14 protein-coding genes and 3 pseudogenes are annotated in these 21,221 nt (G+C 69.2%); 10 read left to right on the forward strand and 7 right to left on the reverse strand.

Annotation, left to right across the window (positions count from 1 at the left end):
* Positions 1-243: 243 nt before the first annotated feature.
* Complete coding sequence (locus IE185_RS28360) at positions 244-1,377, reverse strand: FG-GAP-like repeat-containing protein (protein ID WP_229843742.1); 1,134 nt, start codon at positions 1,375-1,377, stop codon at positions 244-246.
* 1,852 nt (positions 1,378-3,229) lie between these two features.
* Between IE185_RS28360 and IE185_RS28365 the strand changes: the two genes are divergently transcribed.
* A complete protein-coding gene (locus IE185_RS28365) occupies positions 3,230-3,739 on the forward strand; it encodes a GNAT family N-acetyltransferase (protein ID WP_189716285.1) in 510 nt (169 codons plus the stop codon).
* Positions 3,740-3,768: 29 nt separating this feature from the next.
* Here the strand turns inward: IE185_RS28365 and IE185_RS28370 are convergent, their stop codons facing one another.
* The gene (locus IE185_RS28370) at positions 3,769-4,200 is read right to left on the reverse strand and encodes a hypothetical protein (RefSeq protein WP_138897470.1); all 432 of its coding nucleotides are present in this window, start codon (positions 4,198-4,200) and stop codon (positions 3,769-3,771) included.
* A 72-nt stretch (positions 4,201-4,272) separates the two neighbouring features.
* Here IE185_RS28370 and IE185_RS34065 point away from each other — a divergent pair.
* Together IE185_RS34065 and IE185_RS28380 are read left to right on the forward strand one after the other, a co-directional pair.
* Positions 4,273-4,785, forward strand: a pseudogene (locus IE185_RS34065) (hypothetical protein).
* Between the two features lie 518 nt (positions 4,786-5,303).
* Positions 5,304-5,507 carry a cold-shock protein gene (locus IE185_RS28380; RefSeq protein WP_069934205.1) on the forward strand — a complete coding sequence of 68 codons (204 nt, stop codon included), beginning with the start codon at positions 5,304-5,306 and terminating at the stop codon, positions 5,505-5,507.
* 615 nt (positions 5,508-6,122) lie between these two features.
* On the opposite strand, the pseudogene IE185_RS28385 reads toward IE185_RS28380, so the two are convergent.
* Positions 6,123-7,059 (reverse strand): annotated as a pseudogene (locus tag IE185_RS28385) (TerC family protein); the annotation flags it as partial.
* 685 nt (positions 7,060-7,744) lie between these two features.
* Here IE185_RS28385 and IE185_RS28390 point away from each other — a divergent pair.
* From IE185_RS28390 to IE185_RS28415, 7 genes and pseudogenes are all read left to right on the forward strand, one after another.
* The gene (locus IE185_RS28390) at positions 7,745-8,176 is read left to right on the forward strand and encodes an NfeD family protein (RefSeq protein ID WP_138897472.1); all 432 of its coding nucleotides are present in this window, start codon (positions 7,745-7,747) and stop codon (positions 8,174-8,176) included.
* Positions 8,177-8,179: 3 nt separating this feature from the next.
* Positions 8,180-9,223 carry an SPFH domain-containing protein gene (locus tag IE185_RS28395; protein ID WP_138897469.1) on the forward strand — a complete coding sequence of 348 codons (1,044 nt, stop codon included), beginning with the start codon at positions 8,180-8,182 and terminating at the stop codon, positions 9,221-9,223.
* 147 nt (positions 9,224-9,370) lie between these two features.
* Positions 9,371-9,752 (forward strand): annotated as a pseudogene (locus IE185_RS34120) (transposase domain-containing protein); the annotation flags it as partial.
* A gap of 138 nt (positions 9,753-9,890) precedes the next feature.
* Positions 9,891-10,340 carry a DUF4383 domain-containing protein gene (locus IE185_RS28400; protein ID WP_138897467.1) on the forward strand — a complete coding sequence of 150 codons (450 nt, stop codon included), beginning with the start codon at positions 9,891-9,893 and terminating at the stop codon, positions 10,338-10,340.
* Positions 10,341-11,645: 1,305 nt separating this feature from the next.
* A complete protein-coding gene (locus IE185_RS28405) occupies positions 11,646-12,002 on the forward strand; it encodes an SAV_915 family protein (RefSeq protein ID WP_229843743.1) in 357 nt (118 codons plus the stop codon).
* A 13-nt stretch (positions 12,003-12,015) separates the two neighbouring features.
* Positions 12,016-13,350 carry a diaminopimelate decarboxylase gene (gene lysA, locus IE185_RS28410; protein WP_138894690.1) on the forward strand — a complete coding sequence of 445 codons (1,335 nt, stop codon included), beginning with the start codon at positions 12,016-12,018 and terminating at the stop codon, positions 13,348-13,350.
* 286 nt (positions 13,351-13,636) lie between these two features.
* Positions 13,637-13,807: a hypothetical protein gene (locus IE185_RS28415; RefSeq protein WP_189716287.1), complete on the forward strand. Its 171-nt coding sequence runs from the start codon at positions 13,637-13,639 to the stop codon at positions 13,805-13,807.
* A gap of 784 nt (positions 13,808-14,591) precedes the next feature.
* Here IE185_RS28415 and sbnA read toward each other — a convergent pair.
* The 4 genes from sbnA to IE185_RS28435 all read right to left on the reverse strand — a co-directional run bounded on the left by sbnA (position 14,592) and on the right by IE185_RS28435 (position 21,214).
* A complete protein-coding gene (sbnA, locus tag IE185_RS28420) occupies positions 14,592-15,614 on the reverse strand; it encodes a 2,3-diaminopropionate biosynthesis protein SbnA (RefSeq protein WP_138894691.1) in 1,023 nt (340 codons plus the stop codon).
* 97 nt (positions 15,615-15,711) lie between these two features.
* A complete protein-coding gene (sbnB, locus tag IE185_RS28425; RefSeq protein WP_138894692.1) occupies positions 15,712-16,782 on the reverse strand; it encodes a 2,3-diaminopropionate biosynthesis protein SbnB in 1,071 nt (356 codons plus the stop codon).
* Entirely contained in the window at positions 16,779-17,798 is a 1,020-nt protein-coding gene (locus tag IE185_RS28430) for a TauD/TfdA family dioxygenase (RefSeq protein WP_138894693.1), read from the reverse strand. The genes sbnB and IE185_RS28430 overlap by 4 nt, the downstream gene beginning before the upstream one ends.
* A gap of 80 nt (positions 17,799-17,878) precedes the next feature.
* Positions 17,879-21,214, reverse strand: a complete 3,336-nt coding sequence (locus IE185_RS28435) for a non-ribosomal peptide synthetase (protein ID WP_138894694.1) — start codon at positions 21,212-21,214, stop codon at positions 17,879-17,881.
* Positions 21,215-21,221: the final 7 nt, after the last annotated feature.

Consider the following 21,221-nt stretch of genomic DNA (forward strand, 5'->3'; position numbering starts at 1 on the left):
ACCGCAGGCCACTGGCAGCGCATCACGAGGACCACGCCGGCCAGACCGGTGTCCGTGGAGGCGGTGTTCCGCGGTTGGCCGCTCACCGGGGCCGGGCGACTCGCGTCTGCACCCCAGGACAAGGCGGCGGAGCATGCGCGACAGCCATGTCGGCGGGCCGATGCTGTGGCCGGACGGCTTGCTGCCACCGGCTCCAGGGTTCACGACGTCCCCCGGGCAGCACTATCACGTGCCGCATTCGGTTCAGGTGGCAGGCCGTGAGCGGGCGGCGTCCGGTAGAACCATGCCGAACCATTCCTGAGATGCCCCGGACAGCCCGGCTGCTGTGCCCGTGATTGATACCACTCCGCTGGTGGAGAGCGCGGAGGCGGCGCCGCGAAGGACGGTCACCATGCCGTAGCTGTTCTCTTCCGGTGCCCCGATGACCAGGTCGGAGCGTCCGTCGCCGGTCAGGTCGCGCAGGGTGAGCGCGTGCCCGAAGTAGTCGTAGCGCTCCGGGGACCCGGGCACGCCCGCGGTGTCCTGGGTGATCATGCGCGCCCTTGCGGTGGTCAGGCCTCCCTTTGAACCGTACAGAACAGTGACGGCCCCCGCTTCGGCGCTGCCGTTCAGGTCCTCGTAGGGGGCTCCCACGGCGACGTCTGCGTATCCGTCCTTGTCGATGTCACCGACAGCCACGCTCACTCCGAAGCCGTCAGCGCTCTCGCCGCTGCCGGGGACACCGGGGGTGTCCTGGTGGACGACGGTGGGCCGCTGGGCCGGCGCCGGGCCGGTGGGGCCTCCGTACCAGACGGTGAGCTGGCCGCCCTTGTGCCCGCGGGTCCTGTCGCCGCCGGGATCCAGGGCGTCGCCAACGACCAAGTCGCCGTACCCGTCGCCGTTGAAATCCCCGGCAGCGACACCCGTCCCCATCACGCTCTCCTCGTCCAGGTCGGAGGGCAGCGGCAGGCTCGCGCCGCCCGCGATGCCTTGCCGGCCGCCCCACAGCACGGTGACGGACCCCCGGTAGGGCACAGAGCCGACAGTCTCGCTCGGCGAGCCCACGACCAGGTCGCTGTACCCGTCACCATCCAGGTCCGCCGATGCCAGAGACCGACCGAATCTGTCGTTCCTCTCCGCGGTCCCCGGCACCCCCGGCGAGTCCTGGTGCACGACCGTCCGCCGTCCGCCGGACACCCCGGACGCCGACCCGTACAGCACGACCACCGCTCCGGCGTGCTCCCGCGACCCGACCTTCGCGTTCGGCGCGCCTACGGCCAGGTCCAGATACCCGTCACCGTTGTTGTCGGCCTCGATCCCGGAACGCACCGGTGCGGCCGCGGCCCCCGGCGCGCAGCAGAAGCTGAGCGCCAGGGCGCCGAGTAGGGCGCCAGGCACGACACGCCTACGGAACGGGACGTGCTGCATGCGGGCTCCCCTGCTTCAAGCAACCAAACGTGTCGTACGAGAGATCACCGAAGGGTGTCCCAGGTTGTACGGGGAGGGGAGATCGTTATGGTGGGGTGACCCGAAGGGTCTCCGGTCGGCGTCGTCAACCGGTTCGGCTACCAGCCGGCCGCCCTGTTTCACGGCCTGAGCACACCAGACCCGACGCCTTCACCGAGGCGAGTGGCGATGGCGAGCCTGGCCTACGACCCCGCGACTCCTGCCGACGTACCGCGCAGCCCTTTGTGCGAGGCCATCCTCGGTTGGGGTATCGGCCGCGTGGGATACCGCTGTCCGACGGTTTCGTGGCTGTGTCGAGTTGTCAGGGCACGGTGGCTGGCCAGCTGGCCCTCACTGCTGAGACTTCCCGTAGCAGCAGAGCTATTGGCGATCAACTCACCGCCACAGACCGGGTGCCACGGGCTCGCCCCAGTCGTCTGTGTCTTCCTCAGCCACCCATTGGTCCGGGTACGCAGGCGCTTTGAAGATCTCCGCGAACCGGAAGTCCGGCTTCGGGGGCGCAGTCGGACCTTGGCGCGACGAATGCGTCTCAGTCCGGCGGGCAGGGATTCCGGTAGTCAATGTCGTCTCCTCCAGCGGGGATCAAGGCTTACGGGCAACGTCGGGGGCTTGCTCGGAGAGCAGGCTGCAATCGGCGGGGCGGCGGCCACGTACCCCAATACCGGGTACTTTCGGGCGGTCAGCCACGGCGCCGACTGCTTCTTGACGTTGGACGTGATCACAACATAGACGCTCTATTGGACCCACGGGCGGGTCTCTGGACTGACGGCCCATCGGGTGGCCCCGCCAGGCAACGTGGGTCGTCCAGGCCGTGTGACAGGGGTAAGGCCGGTGGGTGACTCAGACATCCAGCGCCTGGCCCCGGCCACACTCCCCACACCCCGGGCTGGTGATGCCTTGTTCCACGCGATCAGGCTCTCCCAGGCGGCGGCCAGGGGTAACCGAGTTGCCGCGCGAACTCGGCTGAGCCGCCGCAGACCTCGGACGTCTGGCGTGGATCTGCTGCGAGGAGTTGCTCAGCGAACCGCTTAGCTCGGGTCGCCGGGTCGTCACCAGAGACGGCGAGGATCCGTCGAAACTGCAGCCAGCGACGGTCCTGCCTCATAGCCGAGCGGCCTGGATGGAAGAGGAAGACGTTGACCTGGTCCGGTTCCCAGGGGACACGGCGTCCGGTTCGCACTCCCATCGTGCGAGCCGGTCAGCGCGTTCTCCAAGGTGCTGCTCCAGCAGCCGTGCAACGGTCATGTCATCCCCGTCACGCCGCACGGTCACATACAGAGCGCCGCAGCAGCATTCGGTGCACGCTGCCTCGGCCAGCCTCACCTCGTGCGGCTGCGACGTATCAGAGAGAGGCCCGCCCGGCGCCAGAACGACCTCGGGCTCCTCGCCCGGACTCTCCGTAAACGCGTCACCCAGGATGTCCCAGCCATCAACCAGCACCCGAACCTCCACCCTTCCACCCCTCCGTGTGGGATCGGGAACAACAACGCGAAGGGTGAGGCAACGCTTCTGATCAGTCATCGGACGATTGTTGGCCGAGCCCGCACTGCGCGTCGCGCCAATTCTCACCACCGACCGCCTCGACGGGACGACTTACCATGGCGCAGGCCCGGGTCATGAGGATGTCGCCGGCTGTCCGCCTCGTTCGGCGCCGGGCGACCTCGCCTTCGGCTTGGCCGGCGGGTCGGGGTCGCGGGGCAGGTGTGAACAAGCGCGCTCTGAGGTCCGGCAGGAGTGGTGCCGCCGTGGTGTAGTCCCTGTCTCGGCTCGCTACGGTACGGGGATGATCACCATCCGCCCGGCCACCCCCGACGACGCCCCCGCCCTCGCCGATGCTGTCCTGCGCAACCGGGAGCGCATGCGGCCCTGGGAGCCGTACCGCCCCCCGAACTACTACACCGTCGAGGGGCAGGCGCAGCGGCTCGCCGACGGTACCAAGCGCTGGTTCGCGCTCGATGCGGAGGCGATCGTCGGCGTCGCCACCCTTTCCGGGACAGCCCTCGGGCCCCTCCGCAGCGCCTCCCTCGGCTACTGGATCGACGGCGCCTACACCGGCCGCGGTCTGGCCACCAACCTCGTCGACGAGGTCTGCCGCGCCGCCCGCGAACAGCTCGGCCTGCACCGGATCGAGGCCGGGACCCTCCTCGACAACCACGCCTCCCAGCGCGTCCTTGCCAAGAGCGGCTTCGAACCCATCGGCACCGCGCCCCGCTACCTCCATATTGACGGCGCCTGGCGCGACCACTACCTGTTCCAGCGCATCCTGCACGACGATGCGCCGCCGAGGGGCTGAGTCCTGGGCGTCCGCCGCGACCTTCGCGCTCATCTCGTCGGCGGCCGGTTCGGGCACCGATTCGACGGTGCCGCCCGCGCGGGCGCGGTGTACATCACCGAGTTCTGCTTGTTCCCCTTTTCGGCCATCCCCTTCTTCACGAGGCTTTCCAGGCTGTTGCGCACCACCTGGACGGACGTCGACCGGCCGTGCTTGTCCGCGACTTCGGTGTGGACCTCGCGGGCCAGGTGCGGGTGCCCGGGCCGGGTGCGCAAGATGCTCAGAACGACCTCGTGCAGCGGCGGCTCGGCACGCCTGGCGCTCTCGTCCACCTGCTCGGTCGCTTTCTCGACGGTGGTCTTCTTGACGGTCGCCTTGTCACCCCCAGCCTTCGACTTCGGCGCAGGCGTCCTTCGGGCAGGCGACTTGGCGGCGGACTTGGCGCGCGTCGTATTCCGGGCGCAGGAGCAGTCCACCACCATCCGCCGGACCAGACAGGGACGTGCCGCAACTAGGGTGTGCGCCGGGGGTGTTCCAGGTTGGCCCGCGTGAGCATGCGGGGGCGAAGCCATCGATACGTGGGGCCGGCTGGTGTGAAGGATGCTGTCCGGCCCGGCAGTGACGGCTGTCGGATCGGTTCGGCGGCTGACTTCGACGAGTGGATCGCGCAGCGAGGGGCGGCGGTTTGTCGAGCCGTTCACGTTTGTGATCGACATGGTGGGCGTGCTTCGGCTGGCGCCACGACGGAGCGAGCCTGTGGCTTGCGCCGGTGGCCGATCTGTTTGAGCGGCGGCGAGATCGGCTTCATTCGCGAGGCTGGCCGATGGGTGGTGGGTGAGGTCAGCAACCAGTCGACCGGCTACTGCCCGGACATCAGCTCGTGGCCGGTGGTCGCGCAGGCACTGGACCGGGCGGGGCTCATGCGGCCGTCCAGCTCCACCCGTGCGGTGGTGTTCCGACGTTGTCCCGAGTGCCAGGAGCGCAACATTGTTCGTGAGGACGACTTCGTCTGTGTCTTCTGCGACAGCGAGCTGCTCACGGCGTGGAACGTGGATTGTGCTGACTGAGCTGCTCGTGCAAAGCCACTCGTTGATGGCGGCGACAAGACCGGTTGCCTGGACGGCTTCCTTCTCCTGCCCTGACCATGGCCGACCCACCTGCCAGGTCGGCTCGAGCATAGGGGTGGGGGCATCGGGACGCGGGAGGCGGCCGTCAGGCTGGCGGAACCGATGGCCAGGGCCCCCTGGTCCCGTGGGGCCCGCGCGTTGAGATCCGGGCCCCGCAGTCGTCGGTCTCCTCACGCGTCACAGACAGCCCGCTCAGACGCGCACACGAGCCCCCGGCCCCGTTCGTCCTGACGACCTGGCGCAGCTTCGAGAGGGATCCGCGCCCCGGCTCAAGGGTCGGGGGACCCGTGATCGTTGCTCTCTGGTGACGAGCGGTTCCGCCGTGTAGCGTCTTGGGCAGATGTCGTGGTTCGCAGTGCATGCCCGCGCTCCGGTGCGGGCACTGTGCTGTGCAGTACCAACCAAGGCACCTGCGGGACCGCGCGGTGCGGGCCCGGATATCAACGGAAGGCAGCAGCATGGCCAGCGGAACCGTCAAGTGGTTCAACGCCGAAAAGGGTTTCGGCTTCATCCAGCAGGACGGCGGCGGGCCCGACGTCTTCGCGCACTACTCCAACATCAACGCATCCGGCTTCCGCGAGCTCCAGGAAGGCCAGGCCGTCACCTTCGACATCACCCAGGGCCAGAAGGGCCCGCAGGCGGAGAACATCACCCCTGCCTGACGTCGCCAGGTTCCCCCGGCCCCCTGCCTACGCGCTGGGGGCCGGGACCTTTTGGCGGGCAAGTGCTGAGGCAACCGTCGGCGAACAAGGGCGCCAGGGTAAAGAAGATGCCCAGCGCACTTCACCGGCTGAGCCACTCCGCCGGCTCCGTTCCCGCAGGAGCTTTGCCTGGGGCCGCACCACCTGTGAACATGCCCCTGAGTTCGCGGTGACACGGGGCAACCCCCCCACCGGTCCAGGCCGGCAGTTCATCGGCGCGCGGTCGCTCTCGCTACCGTGCCGGAGGGTGTTTGCCTCTAGGGTCCAGCCGGTAGTCGGGACAGTCGCGGTTCTGGCATGCGCCCGGCCCCCACACGGGAACGAAGACTCCGAGGGTCTTGTGGCGATGGATTGCGGCCGGCACGGACTTCTCGCAGGTCGGACACACGTAAGCGTCGACCTCACGCTTCATCTTGACCATATCTTTACGATATGACCCTTTTGCCCTTTCGGGAAGGGGTCGGCTTTCGGGCCGACGCGGCTCAGGGGCGTCCGCCACGGGTGATGCGCCGCGTGCTTCGGCCTGTTCGGTGGCCGGTGAGGCGTTACTGCGTTCGTCGGCCTCTTCCGGAACGCCCGTCGGGGCCGGGCGTCTGAGGCTGAGCAGCACGGAGCCGGTCAGGACGATGACGATGACGGCGAGGCTGATCGGTGAGGGGATTTCCGGGATGCTGGGGCTGATCAGTTTGTGGGATGCCTGGAGGATGAGCTTGACGCCGATGAAGGCGAGGATGATCGCCAGGCCCTTGCTCAGGTAGTGGAAGCGGTCCAGTAGGCCGGCGAGCATGAAGTAGAGCGCTCGCAGGCCGAGGATGGCGAACGCGTTGCTGGTGTAGACGATGAACGCGTCGTCGCTGACCGCGAGGACGGCGGGGACGCTGTCGACGGCGAAGATCAGGTCGGCGGCCTCGATCGCGGCGACCACCGCGAGCAACGGGGTCCCCACGCGCTTGCCGGCCTCCTTGACGAAGAACTTCGCCCCGGCGTACTCGTCACGGACAGGGATGATCTTGCGGAGCATCCGCACGGCGAAGCTCTTGCCCGGGTCGAAGCTTTCCTCCTCGTCCTTGAGGAGCTTGTAGGTGCTGTAGAACAGGACCGCTGCGAAGGCGAACAGCACCGCGGTGAAGCGGCTGACCACGGCGACGCCGAGGGACAGGAAGATGCCGCGGAAGACCAGGGCGCCGATGACGCCGAAGAACAGCACCCGGTGCTGGTAGGCGCGCGGCACCTTGAAGTAGGCGAAGATCACGGCGAAGACGAAGAGATTGTCGACCGACAGGCTCTTCTCCAGCAACCATGCCGTCGTGTACTCGGTGCCGGCGGCGGTGCCGAGGACGAGGAAGACGACGGCGCCGAAGATCAGGGCGAGGCTCACCCACAGGCCGCTCCAGGCGGCGGCCTCCTTGAATCCGATGACGTGCGCGGTGCGGTGGGACAGCAAGTCCACCGCCAGCGACACCACCACCGTCGCGGCGAACGCCCCCCACAGCCAGAACGGGACATCAAGCACGCCAACAACCCTCACCATGGCCCGCGCGAAGCACGCCGGCCTATACATCGGAGTGTGCGGCATCACGCCTTCGGGGGCACGCGGAGCGGTCTGGGCCGGCGCGGATACACGTCGACGCGGTCGTGGCCGTACACGGCTGCCCGCAGAATGCCGCAGATCAGTCCGGACGGTCCGGATCAGTCCGGATCAGTCCGGATCAGTCCGGGTCAGCGGGCGGCGTCCGATGCCGTGCAGCGCAAGGCTGATGGTCAGTTGACGCTGCGCGCTGACGACCGACGGCAAGGCTGGGGGTGCTCTGGACGAAGCCTGGGGGAGAGGCGCGACACCGGACGACGGGAGCCCTGCGTGATCGGCAAGGCATACCCGTTGAGCTGCCAAGCTTCATCGTCAGGCCTGCAACCTTCCAGCAGCAGCTGCCCCTGCCGCAGCCCGAGAGGCTCGCGGAGGGTTACACGGAGAGGGAGCGGAGTGTGGCCGCGCTGATTGCTCCACAGGCCTGCGTTTACAGGACAGGGGCCGTTTTTCGGCACTTAAAACGGGTAAAAACGTAACAAAGGTGGATCTTCGTATAGTGGCAGCCCCGCCCATTACGCAGGAGTTTCCCAGATGCGTACTGCTACCCAAGGGGCCCGGGATGTCGCCCGGCAGCCACTCGCGCAGCCGCACCGACCGGGAGGGGCACGCAATGGATCTATGGCTGATCTGGTTGATCGTCGCCGCGGTATTGGCTGTGGCGGAGATCTTCACGCTCACTGCTGCGCTCGGAATGCTGGGCGGGGCGGCCCTGGTGACGTCGGGATTCGCCGCGGTGGGGGTACCACTGGCTTTGCAATTCCTGGTGTTCACCATCGTTGCTGTGGTCAGCGTGATGTTTTTGCGTCCCGTGGCGCTGCGCCACGTGCTGCAGCCGCAGGTGGAGCGCTTCGGCATCGACGCACTGGTCGGCAGGGCCGCCTATGTGGTCTCAGAGGTGACGGGCCTGGGGGGAAGGGTCCGCATCGGCGGTGAGGAATGGACGGCCCGCGCCTATGACGAGGCGCTGGTGATTCCTCCCGGAGTGACCGTCGACGTCATAGAGATCAGCGGCACCACCGCAGTCGTCTACCCCCGGGAGTGAGCCATGGAAGCGTCGGGGTTCCTTATTGCTGGACTGCTCGTCGCACTGTTCGCCGTTTTCACCGTGTTGCGGGCGGTACGCATCGTGCCCCAAGCACGCGCCCGCAACGTCGAAAGACTCGGCCGCTACCACCGCACGCTGAAGCCCGGTCTCAACGTGGTGATCCCTTATATCGACCGTGTGCATCCGGTGATCGATCTGCGGGAGCAGGTCGTATCGTTTCGACCGCAACCGGTGATCACCGAGGACAATCTGGTCGTCGAGATCGATACCGTCCTGTACTTCCAGGTCACTGATCCGCGAGCAGCGTTTTACGAGATCGCGAATTTCCTGCAGGCAGTCGAGCAGCTCACCGTCACCACCTTGCGCAACGTCGTGGGGTCCATGGACCTGGAAAAGACTCTTACCTCACGCGACACCATCAACAACCAGCTCCGTGGCGTCCTGGACGAAGCCACGGGCAAGTGGGGGCTGAGAGTCAACCGTGTGGAGATCAAGGCCATCGACCCCCCGCAGTCCATCAAGGACGCGATGCAGAAGCAGATGCGGGCCGAGCGCGACAAGCGGGCCGCGATTCTCGGTGCCGAGGGACAACGCCAGTCGCAGATCCTTACCGCTGAAGGCGACAAGCAGTCCGCTGTCCTGCGCGCCGAGGGCAACCGCACCGCGGAGATTCTCAAGGCCGAGGGGCAGTCCCGGGCCATCGACGAGGTGTTCCAGGCAGTGCACCGCAACGACCCCGACCCCAAACTGCTGGCCTACCAGTACCTCCAGATGCTGCCCCAACTCGCGCAGGGCTCGGGCAGTACATTCTGGGTAATCCCCAGCGAGGTCACCTCCGCACTCCAGGGAGTGTCCCGCGCCTTCAGCGAAGTACTGCCCCAGTCATCGGCCACCCGGGAGAGCCCGTCGGACGACAGGGCTGCCCAGGCGGCCAACGACGCTGCGCAGGCGGCAGAGGCTGCTGCCGAGGCCCTCGCCGACGCAGCCAAAGCCGATGGCACCACCCCCAGTACCCGTCCCCCGCACCTTGCTGACGGCCGCTGAGGCCCCTGGCTCAGCCGACTGCCGGCGCAGCACCTGCGGAAGCGGCCCCGTCGCCCGCTTCAGTGATCAGCGCATACTGCTCACCACCAAGAAAGGCCAACTGATCTGCATCGCCCCCGCCGACCAGTCCGACGTCCTCCGCTTCTGCCTGCGGGGGCTACGTCTGCTTCGAGGAGGAAGCCGGGTTCACCCGTAGGCCGCCCCGTGGACGGGCCTGGGGCCGACGAGGCCGCACCCCGGTCGTGACCGTCAGCGGACGACGCTCGGGACGGCTGTCAGCGGTCGGCCTGATCGCCACGCGACCGGGTTCCCGGACCCCGGCTGTGCCACCGCCTGCGCACCCATCCCGCCGGCAAAGGCGCACGTCGCAGCATGGGCGAGCGGGACTTCATCGCTGGTCGACGGAGCCCACCAGCTCGTCGGGGCACCGATCGTGCCGGTCTGGGACCGCCTGAACACCCATGTCTCTCGCAGGATGCGGGACCTCGTGGCCGAGCGTGAGTGGAGAACAGTGTTCTTGCTGCCCGCCTCCGGGAAACCGGCCCTCTCGGAGAACCCCGAAGATCCAGCGTGACTGTGATGTCTTCGGCAGATGGGGTAAGCGTGAAGTAAAGACAGCTGATGAAATTCACGCGGCCTGCGCCGCGCCTCGGAAGGGACCCTTTCCATGTCGACTCATCACGCCCCCGCAACATCCCGCACCCGGGTACAGCAGGCGGCCCTCGCCGTCGGCGCGGTCTTCCTCCTCGTCGGCATCCTCGGCTTCATCCCCGGGATCACCACCGACTACGACACCTTGAAGTTCGCCGAGCATCACTCCGAGGCCAAGCTCCTGGGCATCTTCCAGGTCTCGATCCTCCACAACATCGTCCACCTGCTGTTCGGCATCGCCGGCGTCGCCATGGCCCGCGCCGCCTCCACCGCTCGCACCTACCTCATCGGCGGCGGCATCATCTACCTGGTGCTGTGGATCTACGGCCTGATCATCGACCACGACAGCGCCGCCAACTTCGTCCCCGTCAACTCGGCTGACAACTGGCTCCACTTCGTCCTCGGCGTCGGCATGATCGCCCTCGGTGTCCTGCTCACCCGCCGCACCACTCCCGCAGCCCACTGACCTCGCCCCGCCGACAAACGCATCGGGCACATCGCCGCAACCGAAGATCACTAGCAACGACGGCTGCCCCGCATCCCTGCTGGGAGACCGTCCCCTCGGTGCCGACGGCGCGCTCCGGGCTCCGGCAGAGGACCCGATCCCGGCGAGCCGTCAGGGCCGCGTGACCGCGACGCCTCGGTCGGCCAGCAGCACAAGGTTGCGCCAAGGGTCGCGCGGGATGTTGCGCGAAAGGATTGCGCCTACTGTTGCGCGCCCCGCCGCAGCGCCCCCGTGTCCGTGCAGGTCACGACGCGGTCTGCCGTGGTCGGCACGCTGACATCCCCGTTGCGGCCGCTCTGCCCATGTCCATTGGCTGGAGTGAAGGAGTAAGGGACGGGCGGGATGGGTGGTACGGCCGCAGCCGGGACCGGGGCGCGCTCAGCCCGTTGTGCGTCGGCCGGGGCCGCCGCGCCGCGCCGCCGTCAGGGCGGCGGAGCCGGGACGGAAGCCGCTGGCAGCCCGGAGGGCTGAGTCAGTCAGTTCCTCGTGTGGGTGATCTCCTCTGCTTTCCGGGGCCTGGCTGGGAGCGGGGGCGTGCACGCGTGAGGGAGAAACCATCCTGCTTCTTGCGGCGATCTGTCCGGAAAACCTGTTCGTGCACCCATTCCCGTTTCTGTGCCCCGGATGGCGGGAGGATCGGTCTTGCGGTTCGCCTCCGGGCTGGCGAGGACGATCCGATCTGGGGCCAAGGGGGCGCGGTACGGCGGTGGACCGGAAGTGGTTGGAGCGGCTGCGATGGGTGGCCGGTGAGCGGTGAAGGGATGGCGATGAGTACTGCCCACGAGGCAACCGCGCAGGACGAGCACTCCGCTCCCTGTGATCAGGACGGTCGCGGGGACCGGGGTGACTGGCCGTCGCACGCGGCTTCGCGGAGGCCATGGGCGGCACGCTCACAGCCGAGGACACCCCCGGCGGACGCTTCACCATGGTGCTCACCCTGCGCCCCGCGGCCAGCCACTCGCCGGCACCCTCTGACCTCCCGGCAACGGCCACTTCATAAGGCCTCCTCTCCTCCGGGACCGACCCGCTCCCTCGCCCGCGACTGCCCGGCCTTCAGTGCCGCAATCGCGGCGCCCGGTCGGCCCCGGCAACGGATGCCGCCCCGGCTCCGCTGTCAGCGATCCGTTAGAGCTGGGGCGACCGCCGTCAAGGAACCGTCACGGGGCAGCCCCCGTTGCCGGGGTCGGGGATAGCTTCGGTGACGAGCCCCGGACTGCCTCCCCGCGTCCGGGGCGCCTGCCCTTCGTGTCCTTGAGGGAGCGCTCCATGTGCCTGTTCCAGTACGACGACGACCCCGAGCCGGAAGAACGGGTCCCGGCCGGACTCCTGTACGTGCCCGTCCGGCCGGGAGGAGCGGAGGTGGTGGTACGCCTGTTCCGCACCCCGCTGGGCGCCCGTACCGCCGTCGGATTCACCACTGAGGAACGCCTGGCCTCGACGCTGGGCGGCACCCAGTCCTGGATCCGGCTTTCCGAGTCCGCTCTGCGAGGGATGACAGAGCCTCTCGGAGCCGCGCTGGTGACCGTCGATCCGACGATCACCGCACCCCGGGTCACGGCAGCCGGGACCACCTTCCCGGTCACGACCGCGCGGACCACCGAGATCACGGCCCGGACCGCCTGAAGGGGATCACACCATGACCACAGCAGCTCTTACCGAGGTCCTGGCCAACGCGGAAGACCTGTCCGTCTGGCCGGCCTCCACGACGTGTCTCCCGCACGGGGGCCTCGCCGTAGGCGGCGTGCCGCTGACCGAGATAGCCGACCGTTTCGACACCCCGGCCTACGTGCTGGACGAAGAGGAGATCCGGGCTCGCTGCCGCACGTACCGGGACGCCTTTCCCGAGGCCGAGGTCCTCTATGCGGCCAAGGCGTTCTTGTGCCGGGCCGTCGTGCGCTGGGTGTGCGAAGAAGGCTTCGGTCTCGACGTGTGTTCGGCCGGGGAGCTCGAACTCGCCGTGACAGCCGGGTTCCCGCCGGAGCGGATCGTTCTGCACGGCAACGCCAAGTCACCCCGCGACATCGATACCGCGCTGTGCCTCGGCATAGGCCGGATCGTCATCGACAGCCCGTCCGAGATCGCCCGCCTCGCCGCCGCGGTCGGGCCCGGGCGCCGCCAGAAGGTGATGGTGCGGGTGATCCCCGGAGTCTCGGCGGGCGGTCACGAGAAGATCCGTACGGGTACGGACGACCAGAAGTTCGGTCTGTCCCTCACCGGCGGCTACGCACAGCACGCCATCGCCAGGATCCTCGGCCAGCCGCAGCTCGAACTGACCGGTCTGCACTGCCACATCGGCTCCCAGATCAGCAGCGTCGAGCCGTACGTCACTGCGCTGCGCAGGGTCGTGGGGCTCATGGCACGCATCCGTGACGCGCAAGGCGTCGTCCTGCCAGAGCTGAACATGGGCGGCGGCCACGGCATCGCGTACCGGCCCGGCGAGCCCGCCCTGGACCTCACCGCGCTCGCCCGGAGACTGCGCACCGAACTCATCGAAAGCTGCGGTGCCGCCGCGCTCACCGTGCCCCGGCTCATCGTCGAGCCCGGTCGGGCAGTGGCCGGGCCGGCCGGCGTCGCCGTGTACCGCGTGCTCGCGGTCAAGCACACGACCGACAAGGTATTCGTCGCCGTCGACGGCGGGATGAGCGACAACCCGCGGCCCGCCCTGTACGGAGTGCGCTATGCGCCCCGTGTGATCGGCCGCCGAAGGATCGTCAATACCCGCAGGGCGACAGTTGTGGGCCGGCACTGCGAGGCAGGCGACGTACTGGCTGCAGACGTACCGTTGCCGAGCGACATCCGCCCCGGTGAACTGCTGGCGGTACCGGTGGCCGGCGCGTACCAGCTGTCGATGGCCTCGGGCTACAACCTGGTCGGCCGACCCCCGGTGGTGGCCGTACGCGACGGCCATGCCCGGCTACTCGTACGACGGGAGTCGCTCGACGACTTCCGCAGCCGGGATATCGGGATCTAGTCCCGTACTTCGCGGGTCGTTGATTCGTATGGTGTGACCGGTCCGGGAGTGTCCCGGACCGGTCGTCTGGCGTTGTCCGGGTGTGTCGATGGCTTCCCGGTCTTCGCGGCCAGGTCCCAGCGTCAGCGCCTTGAAGTTGTGGTGAAGGCCGTGGTGAAGCGTCTGGGTGCTCTGCCTGCCGCTGCCGAGTTTCTGCGCCGGCTGGATGTGGCTGGGGTCGTCGATGAGGTGTGTCCGGGCGGCGCGAGCGCCCATCTGACGCACGGACAGGTCATTGGAGGCACTGGTGGCCAACCGGCTGACCTCGCCCGCACCACTGGTGCGGGTCGGGGACTGGGCCCGGACCTGGGCGGTGGAGGAGGTGTCGAGCCCCAGCGCAGCGGCTTCCGCGCGCCGCTGGTCGGTCAGGCGCAGCGTCCAACCGGCTCCAGCCCGCACCCTGGCCCTGCTCGTCTGAGGGTTGCTCCCTGTGAGCCGGGCCGGGCACCGCGCGCGCCAGACGCACGCACTGCCGGCCGGCATGGGGGTGAAGACCCTGAGGGGATCAGGGCCCCACGAGCGTGCGATCCGAATACGCGAATGTGTACCCTTCGACCGGCTCAGCACCGCGGGGACTTGGGCCACGGTCCAGCCGGGTGAAGCGTGATGGCGGCGCCGTTTCGGTGAGGGCAGGGCCGCTGGGGGTGGGGCAGGCCGGCGAGCAGGTGCCCGTGGTGGCGCCGACGGGCCAGCGTCGGCGTCCGCGAGCCACCCCCGCAGACCGGTGGGGGTGGCGACGGCCGGCCAGACCCCGGTGCGGGGCCATCCATCCTCAGCGCCCGCACCACGCTGTACGGACTGTTCCCGCGCCACGCTGTACTGGCCGGCTCGGAGAAGGGCACCTTGAGACCGTGTCGTGGGGGAATCCGTGTGATGAGTGAGTGGAAGTGAGCATGGGCCTCCCTGGGGCCCGAGCCCGTCTCGGCCGGGCCCGAGGCGGGGAGCCCGAACGCACCCCAGGGTGACCTCGAACTGCGGGGAGTCACCCCGCTGCCCGGCCCATCGATGATCGACACGGAGGTTCTGTCGCTGCTCGACGGGTAGACGCAGTTTGGTGGTCAGGCCGCCACGCGAGCGTCCGGGTCCGTGGTCAGCGGGTTCGATGGCGATGCCGCGAGACGGCTCCTTCTGGAGCCCTTTCAGGCCTGGCAGCGTGCTGGTGGGGCGCGAACGATGGTGGAGTCCTCAGCTCGCAGTGCCCGTCAGGTCGTTGCGGTGCCTCGTCCGCCGGGGCGGGTGCCGGCTGTTCGGGAGCCGGTCGGCGGGGCGGTGGTGTCGAGTACGTCCTCGCCATAGAGTGCCTGCAGCCAGTTGGTCTGGTAGATGGTGTCGAGGTAGCGCTCCCCGAGGTCCGCGGCGATGGCCACGGCGGTGAGGTCGTGGGTGTCGTGCTGGTCGAGCCAGCCCATGGCGCCGCTGACCACCGTTCCGGTGGAGCCGCCGAAGAGGAATCCGCGTCTGGCCAGACGGCGGCAGGTACGGATGGTGTTCGCCTCTTCGACGTGGATGACCTCGTCGACGTACGTTTCGTCGAGCAGCGGCGGACGTACGCTCATGCCCAGTCCGGGGATCATCCGGCGGCCGGGGGGCCCGCCGAAGGACACCGAGCCGACGCTGTCGATCGCGACGACACGCACCGGACGGTGCCACTCGTGGAAGTAACGCGTGCAGCCCATCAGGGTGCCGGTGGTGCCCGCCCCGACGAAGACCACGTCCACGCCAGGGAATGCGCGAGCGATCTCCGGCGCCGTCCTGCGGTAGTGTGCCTTCCAGTTGCTCGGGTTTGTGTACTGGCTGAGCCACACGTACCGGCTGTCGGAGTCGCACAGCGCGTTGACGTATGCGAGCCGTGCGCCGAGGAAGCCTCCCTGGGCCTTCTGGGCGGCGATGACGTGCACCTGGCTGCCCAACGCCTCCATGATGAGTCTGGTCGCCAGGTTGCAGCGGGGGTCCGTCACGCACAGAAACCGGTAGCCCTTGCTCGCGGCGATCACGCTCAGCGCCACGCCCAGGTTCCCGGACGAGGATTCGACGATGATCGACTCGGGCGTCAGGGTGCCGTCGCGTTCGGCGCTCTCGACCATCTCGATCGCGGTCTTCAGCTTGATCGAGCCGGCGAAGTTGAAGCCCTCACACTTGAGGAAGAGCGAGTGCCCGAAGATCGGCCGGAGGTCGACGTACAGGTCCTCCTCGTTGAAGGCGTGAGGAACGGTTATGACGGGCACGATGGCCTCCTCAGCTGCGATGGAGCGCTTTCGTACGTCTGTCGGTGGCCGTCCTGCGGCTCCGTGACCGACTGGCCTGCCAGGGCCCAGCGGCCGCTCATCCGTATCGCCGCAGTTCGTGGAAGAAACCGTCGATGCCATGCAGCCCTCCGGAGCGGGCCACCTCGTCGTAGACGTACTTGCCCACCGCCAGATCGAGAACCCCGAGGCCGAAGGGCGAGAACACGACCGGCCGGTCTCTCGGAACACTCACCCGTCCGTCCATCACGTCGTCCAGCGTGCCCTGCAGGAAGTCCCGGTTGCCCGTGAGTTGCTCGGCCAGGTGGGGCGAGGTGTTGGCCTTGAGGCAGTGTTCCACGTCGTCGACGATGTTGAACGAGGCGAGGATGATCTCCGGTGCCAGGTCGCGCAGCGACACGTGCAGCACCAACGGGTTGTGCTCGAACCACGACAGGTCGCTGACGTGCGGCTGCGCGGCGACGGTGGCGAAGACCACCAGGTCGCTGTAGCGGATCAGCTCTTCGGCGCTTTCGTGCACGGTGATCCGTCCGGCGGTCTGCGACTGCTCCAGGTAGCACCGGAGCCCGGCGGCACTGTCGGCGGACACGTCGTGCACGCCGACCTCGTCGAACGACCAGCCGGTGGCTGCGAGGAAGTCGTAAATGTAGCGGGCGATAAGGCCCGCTCCGACGAACCCGACGCGCGTCGGACGCGGTCGGCCGTTGCTGAGCCACTGGGCCGCCAGGGCCGCCGAGGAGGCCGTTCGGGTGGCACTGACGATGGAGCCTTCCAGGCAGGCGAACGGGTAGCCGGTGCGATGGTCGTTGAGGATCAGCACCGCCGAGGCCCTCGGGATGCCGGCCGCCACATTCTCCGGGAAGCTGGAGATCCACTTCAGGCCGTCCACCCGCATCGGCTCCCCGATCGAGGCGGGCAGCGCGATGATCCGCGAGGACGGGCGGTCGGGAAACCGCAAGAAGTAGGATGGCGGGTTCACGCAGTTACCGGCGCTGTGCAGCCGGTACGTGGCCTCCACCAATTCCACGATCTGCTTCTCGCGCCCCTGCAGCACGCCCTCGACCTGGGCGCCGGAGACGACGGCGAACGTCGGTACGCTCATCGGCTCGCGCAGGGTGAATTCCATCGCGGGGGAACGCCTGGTGGTCATCGCGTGGTCACCTCCACGGTCGGCGAGCAGTCGGCCAGGCGCACCGGGTCGGCCATTCCGACCAGCACCTCGCGGGGGCCCTCGTAGGGCTCCCTGCTGTGTGCGGTGCGGACGTTGTCGACAATCATCAGGTCGCCGGCCTGCCACGGCTCGCGTGCGGTCTTGTCCTCGTACGTCTTGTTGAGCAGCTCCACGACATCTTCGCCGATGGGGTCGCCGCCGCCGTAGCGGGTGTTGAACGGCAGACCGTCGGCGCCGTAGACGTCCACGAGGTACTCGCGCACCTCGGGGGCCATCGTCCACTCGTTGAGGAACGCGATCTGGTTGAACCAGCAGCGCGCGCCGGTGACGGGGTGACGTACCACAGCGTTGCGGCGCTGCCTGGTGTGCAGGGTCCCGTCCGGCTGCCAGGCGTACTCGATCGCGTTGGCCCGGCAGTAGCTCTCCACGACGCCGCGGTCCTTCGTGCCGAACGCCTCGGCCACGGACGCCCCGATCTCGTCGTTGTAGCTGCGGGTGAGCAGCCAGCCCTCCCGCTCGAACCGCTCGGTCAGTTCGGCCGGCAGCGCCTCCAGTACGGCCGACGCGTCGGACACGGCGGTCGCTCCGCCCGCGGTGGGCGCGCCGAGGCATGCGAACAGCATCAGGCCGGGGAACTCGAGGGCGTAACTCAGCTCGTGGTGCATGCACATCGGCTGGTTCGGCGGCCAGTGGGCCGAGGAGTACACGCCGGGCGCGTAGGCCTGCCGGGGGGCGAAGGCCTCCTTCTCAGTCATCAGGGCCCTGGCCAGCTGCCGGAAGACGGTGCCGGTCCCGTCCGCGTCGTGCAGACCGAGGCCGCGTACCAGGACCGCACCGTGCTCGGCGACGAGAGCGTGCAGAGCGTCGCGGTGCTCGGCCGCCCAGTGGCCGTGGTCGCCGGGCGGCGCGCCGCCAGCGGTTCCGGCGGGCAGCACGGGCGGGTGGCCGGATCGCAGTTCGAGGTTGAGCGGTGACGCCGGGGATGAGATCGGCATCTCGGTCTCCTTTCGACTTGCATGGGTGGTGTCGAGTGAGTCGGTCGCGTCGGTTATCCCGGATGCATCGTGTTTGTTCTCTACGGCCCAGGAACGGGGGCCGGCCATTCGGCGGCGCGCAGCACGGCCTTCGCCGCTTCCACCGGGCGAGTGCGCGAGAAGTGGTGACCGCCGTCGGGGAGTTCGTGCAGATCGACGTGGTCGGCCAGCAGATGCCAGTCGCGGTGCCGCTCCCGGACCCCCGCGGTGATCGGGTCGTCGGCGGCCACGACCACCGTGACCGGTGCTGCCAGCTTCACGGTCGGCGGGCTGTCCAGGGCGTCCGCGAAGTAGCGGTGGGCGGACACCACGTCGTGCCGGTAGGCGGCGGCGACGTGCTCGGCCTGCGCGGCGTCGAGCCCACCGGGCCCGGGGTAGCCGCCGTCCCCGTTCTCCGTCAGCTCGGCGGCGATCCGGTCGTCGCTCAGCCCGGACAGCTCGGCAGCGGCCGCGCGCCGGCCGGCGGCGTCACCGAGCAGCTGCGCCGCCACGAACACCCGCTGGACGCCGACGCCGCGCTCCGCCAGCCTCCTCGCCGTCTCCAGGGCCGGCGCGGCGCCCGAGGAGTGGCCCCACAGCAGGACCCCGGTCAGGCCGCGGCGGGTGATCTCGGCACTGACCTCCTCCACCAGTCGCATCATCGGCACGAAGGCTGCGCCCTCGGCTGTCACGTCGTGGCCGGGCGGCTCGACGGCGTACACCGCCCATCCGGTGCTCTGCAGGGCCCTGGCCATCGGCTCGAAGCTCACCGCGCTGCCGCCGGCAGGGGGGAAACAGACGAGAGCGCCGGTCCGGGCGCCGCCCGGTGCCGACAGGGGGTGCAGTAGCCCGGAGGGCTGCTCGGCTCCGTCGTCGGGCAATCCGCCGTCGAGCAACCGGGCGAGGTCGGCGAGCACCGGGTGACGTGCTACGTCCTTGAGGGACACCGCGCGCTCCAGGGCGACGGCGAGTTTCACCGCCGACAACGATGTGCCGCCCCGGTCGAAGAAGTGGTCCAGCCGTTTGATCCGGTGCCGCGGGATGCCGAGCACCTGCTCCCAGGCGGCGGCCAGCCGCCGTTCGGCGGGGGTCATCGGCCCGGCCGGCGGCGTCGGTGCGTCACCGTCCTCGCCGGCCGCGTCGAGATCGCCGGCCAGCGCCGTCAGCGCCTTCCGGTCGGACTTGCCGTTCGCGGTCACCGGGAGGCTCTCCCGCCAGTGGACGGCCGACGGGACCATGTACGCGGGCAGCGACTCGCCCAGCCGGTCCAGCAGGACGCCGGCATCCAGTGGCCGCGGACCGGTGCAGAAGGCCACCAGGTGCTGGCCGCGGCCGGGCCGCTCGGTGACGACCACCGCACCGTCGCGGACACCGGGCACCCGCAGCAGGGTGTTCTCGATCTCGCCGATCTCGATCCGGAAGCCACGGATCTTCACCTGGCTGTCCCGGCGGCCGAGGAAGTCCAGTCTGCCGCCGGGCAGCCAGCGGCCGTAGTCGCCGCCCCGGTAGAGGCGCCGGCCGGCGGCGTGCGGATCGGGCATGAACGCCTGTCGCGTGCGCTCGGGATCGTTGACGTACCCGCGGCCGACGCAGACGCCGGAGAAGACGATCGCGCCGGGGGCTCCGAGCGGCACCGGTGACAGGTACTCGTCGACGACATAGACATGTACGTTGTTGACGCACCGGCCGAGCGGCACCCGCTCGGTGCCCGGAACCCTGTCCATGACCTCGTGGTTGGTGTCGTCCGAGGTTTCGGTCAGTCCGTAGGCGTTGACCAGCCGGATCTTCGGCGCGGCCGCGAACCACCGTTGCGCGAGTTCCTTCTTGAGCGCCTCGCCGGTGACCGACACGTACCGCAGGTCCGGCAGCTCGCGTGGGCGCTGCTCCAGGCAGGACAGTACGACGTCGAGGTAGGACGGCACGACTTGGAGCACCGTGACCCGGCCGTCGGCGATCCTGTCCACGAACCGCTGGGCGTCGAGGATCACCTCCTGCTCGACCAGCAGGGTCCGCCCTCCCACCACCAGCGCGGAAAGCAGTTGCCACAGCGATATGTCGAAGCACTGGGGTGCGGTCTGGGCGACCACCTGACCCGGGCGGATCTCCAGGTCGTCGATCTTGGCGCAGAGGTGGTTGAGCATGCCCGCGTGTTCGCACATCGCCCCCTTGGGCTCGCCGGTGGAACCGGAGGTGAAGTAGATGTACGCCGGCTGTTCCGCTGCCACCCGTACGCCGAGATCGGCGCCGGCGTGGTCCTCGGCGTACGCCTCTTCGACGTGGACCGTACGCACGCCGGGCGGCGAGCCGGGGGAGGGGCTGGGGGACGAGCCGGCGGACAGCGAATCGAGAGCCTGGTCGAGCGTGCCGGTGCTGCCGCATTCGGTCAGCACCAGCCGGCACCCGGCGCAGGAGAGCGTGGCCGCGATGCGCTCGGCCGGGAAGTGCGGCTCGATGGGCAGGTACACCCCGCCTGCCTTGAAGACGGCGAGCACGGCGGCCGTCCAGTCCAAATTGCGCTCGGTCACCACGGCGACGACGTCTTCGCGCCGCAAGCCCCGCGCCAGCAGGGCCCGTCCGAGCCGGTTGGCTCGTTCGTTGAGCTCCCGGTACGTCCATTGCCGGTCGCCATGCACGGCCGCGACGGCCTCCGGGTGGGCCCGTACCCGCTCCTCGAACAGCTCGTGGGCCCTGCGGTCCGGCAGATCGCGGTACGGACCGGCCAGTCCTTCGATCTGGAACCGGAGTTCCTCGGTGCCGAGCAGGCTCTGCCGCCGGTGCTCCGCGTCCGGATCGGCGGCGATCAGGGCGAGCGCGGTGAGGTGGTAGCCGGCGATCCGGGCGACGGCGTCGGCGTCCAGCGCGTCGCGCCGGTACCGCAACCGCAGCGAGCGACTCCCGCCGTCTCGCGGCACCCCCAGTCCCAGGACGACGTGTCCGGGAAGGTCGCCGTAACTGTCGGCCGGGTCGAACACCGCCTCGGTCGACGGTCCGGCCAGGCCCAGCTCGCGCCTCAGCTCGTCGAGTGGGAAGTCCTTGTGCAGCAGCAGTTGCGACTCGGCCCGGCGCGTCCGTACGAGCAGGTCGCGCCACGAGTCCGGTGCGGTCGTCAGCCGGCAGGGCAGCGGCGGGCCGTCCCCGGCGGCGAGGTAGCCCGTGCTGACCTCGGGATCACCCGAGAGCGCGGCGAGTACCTTGGTGTGCGCCGCGAGCACCACCGAGGTGAACGGCACGGCCAGTTCCTCCGCGAGCCGGTGCAGCGCGGCCACGACGTCGTCCGGGACCTTCGCCTCGTGCGTAGCGGTCCCCGGCACCGGCTCCGGTGCCCAACGCGGTAGCGCGGTGGATCCACCGGCGGCGAGTACACCGCTCCAGAACGTCCGGCCGGCCTCGGTCCGCATGCCCGTT

Source organism: Streptomyces chryseus (assembly GCF_014650755.1).
Lineage (GTDB): Bacteria > Actinomycetota > Actinomycetes > Streptomycetales > Streptomycetaceae > Streptomyces > Streptomyces chryseus.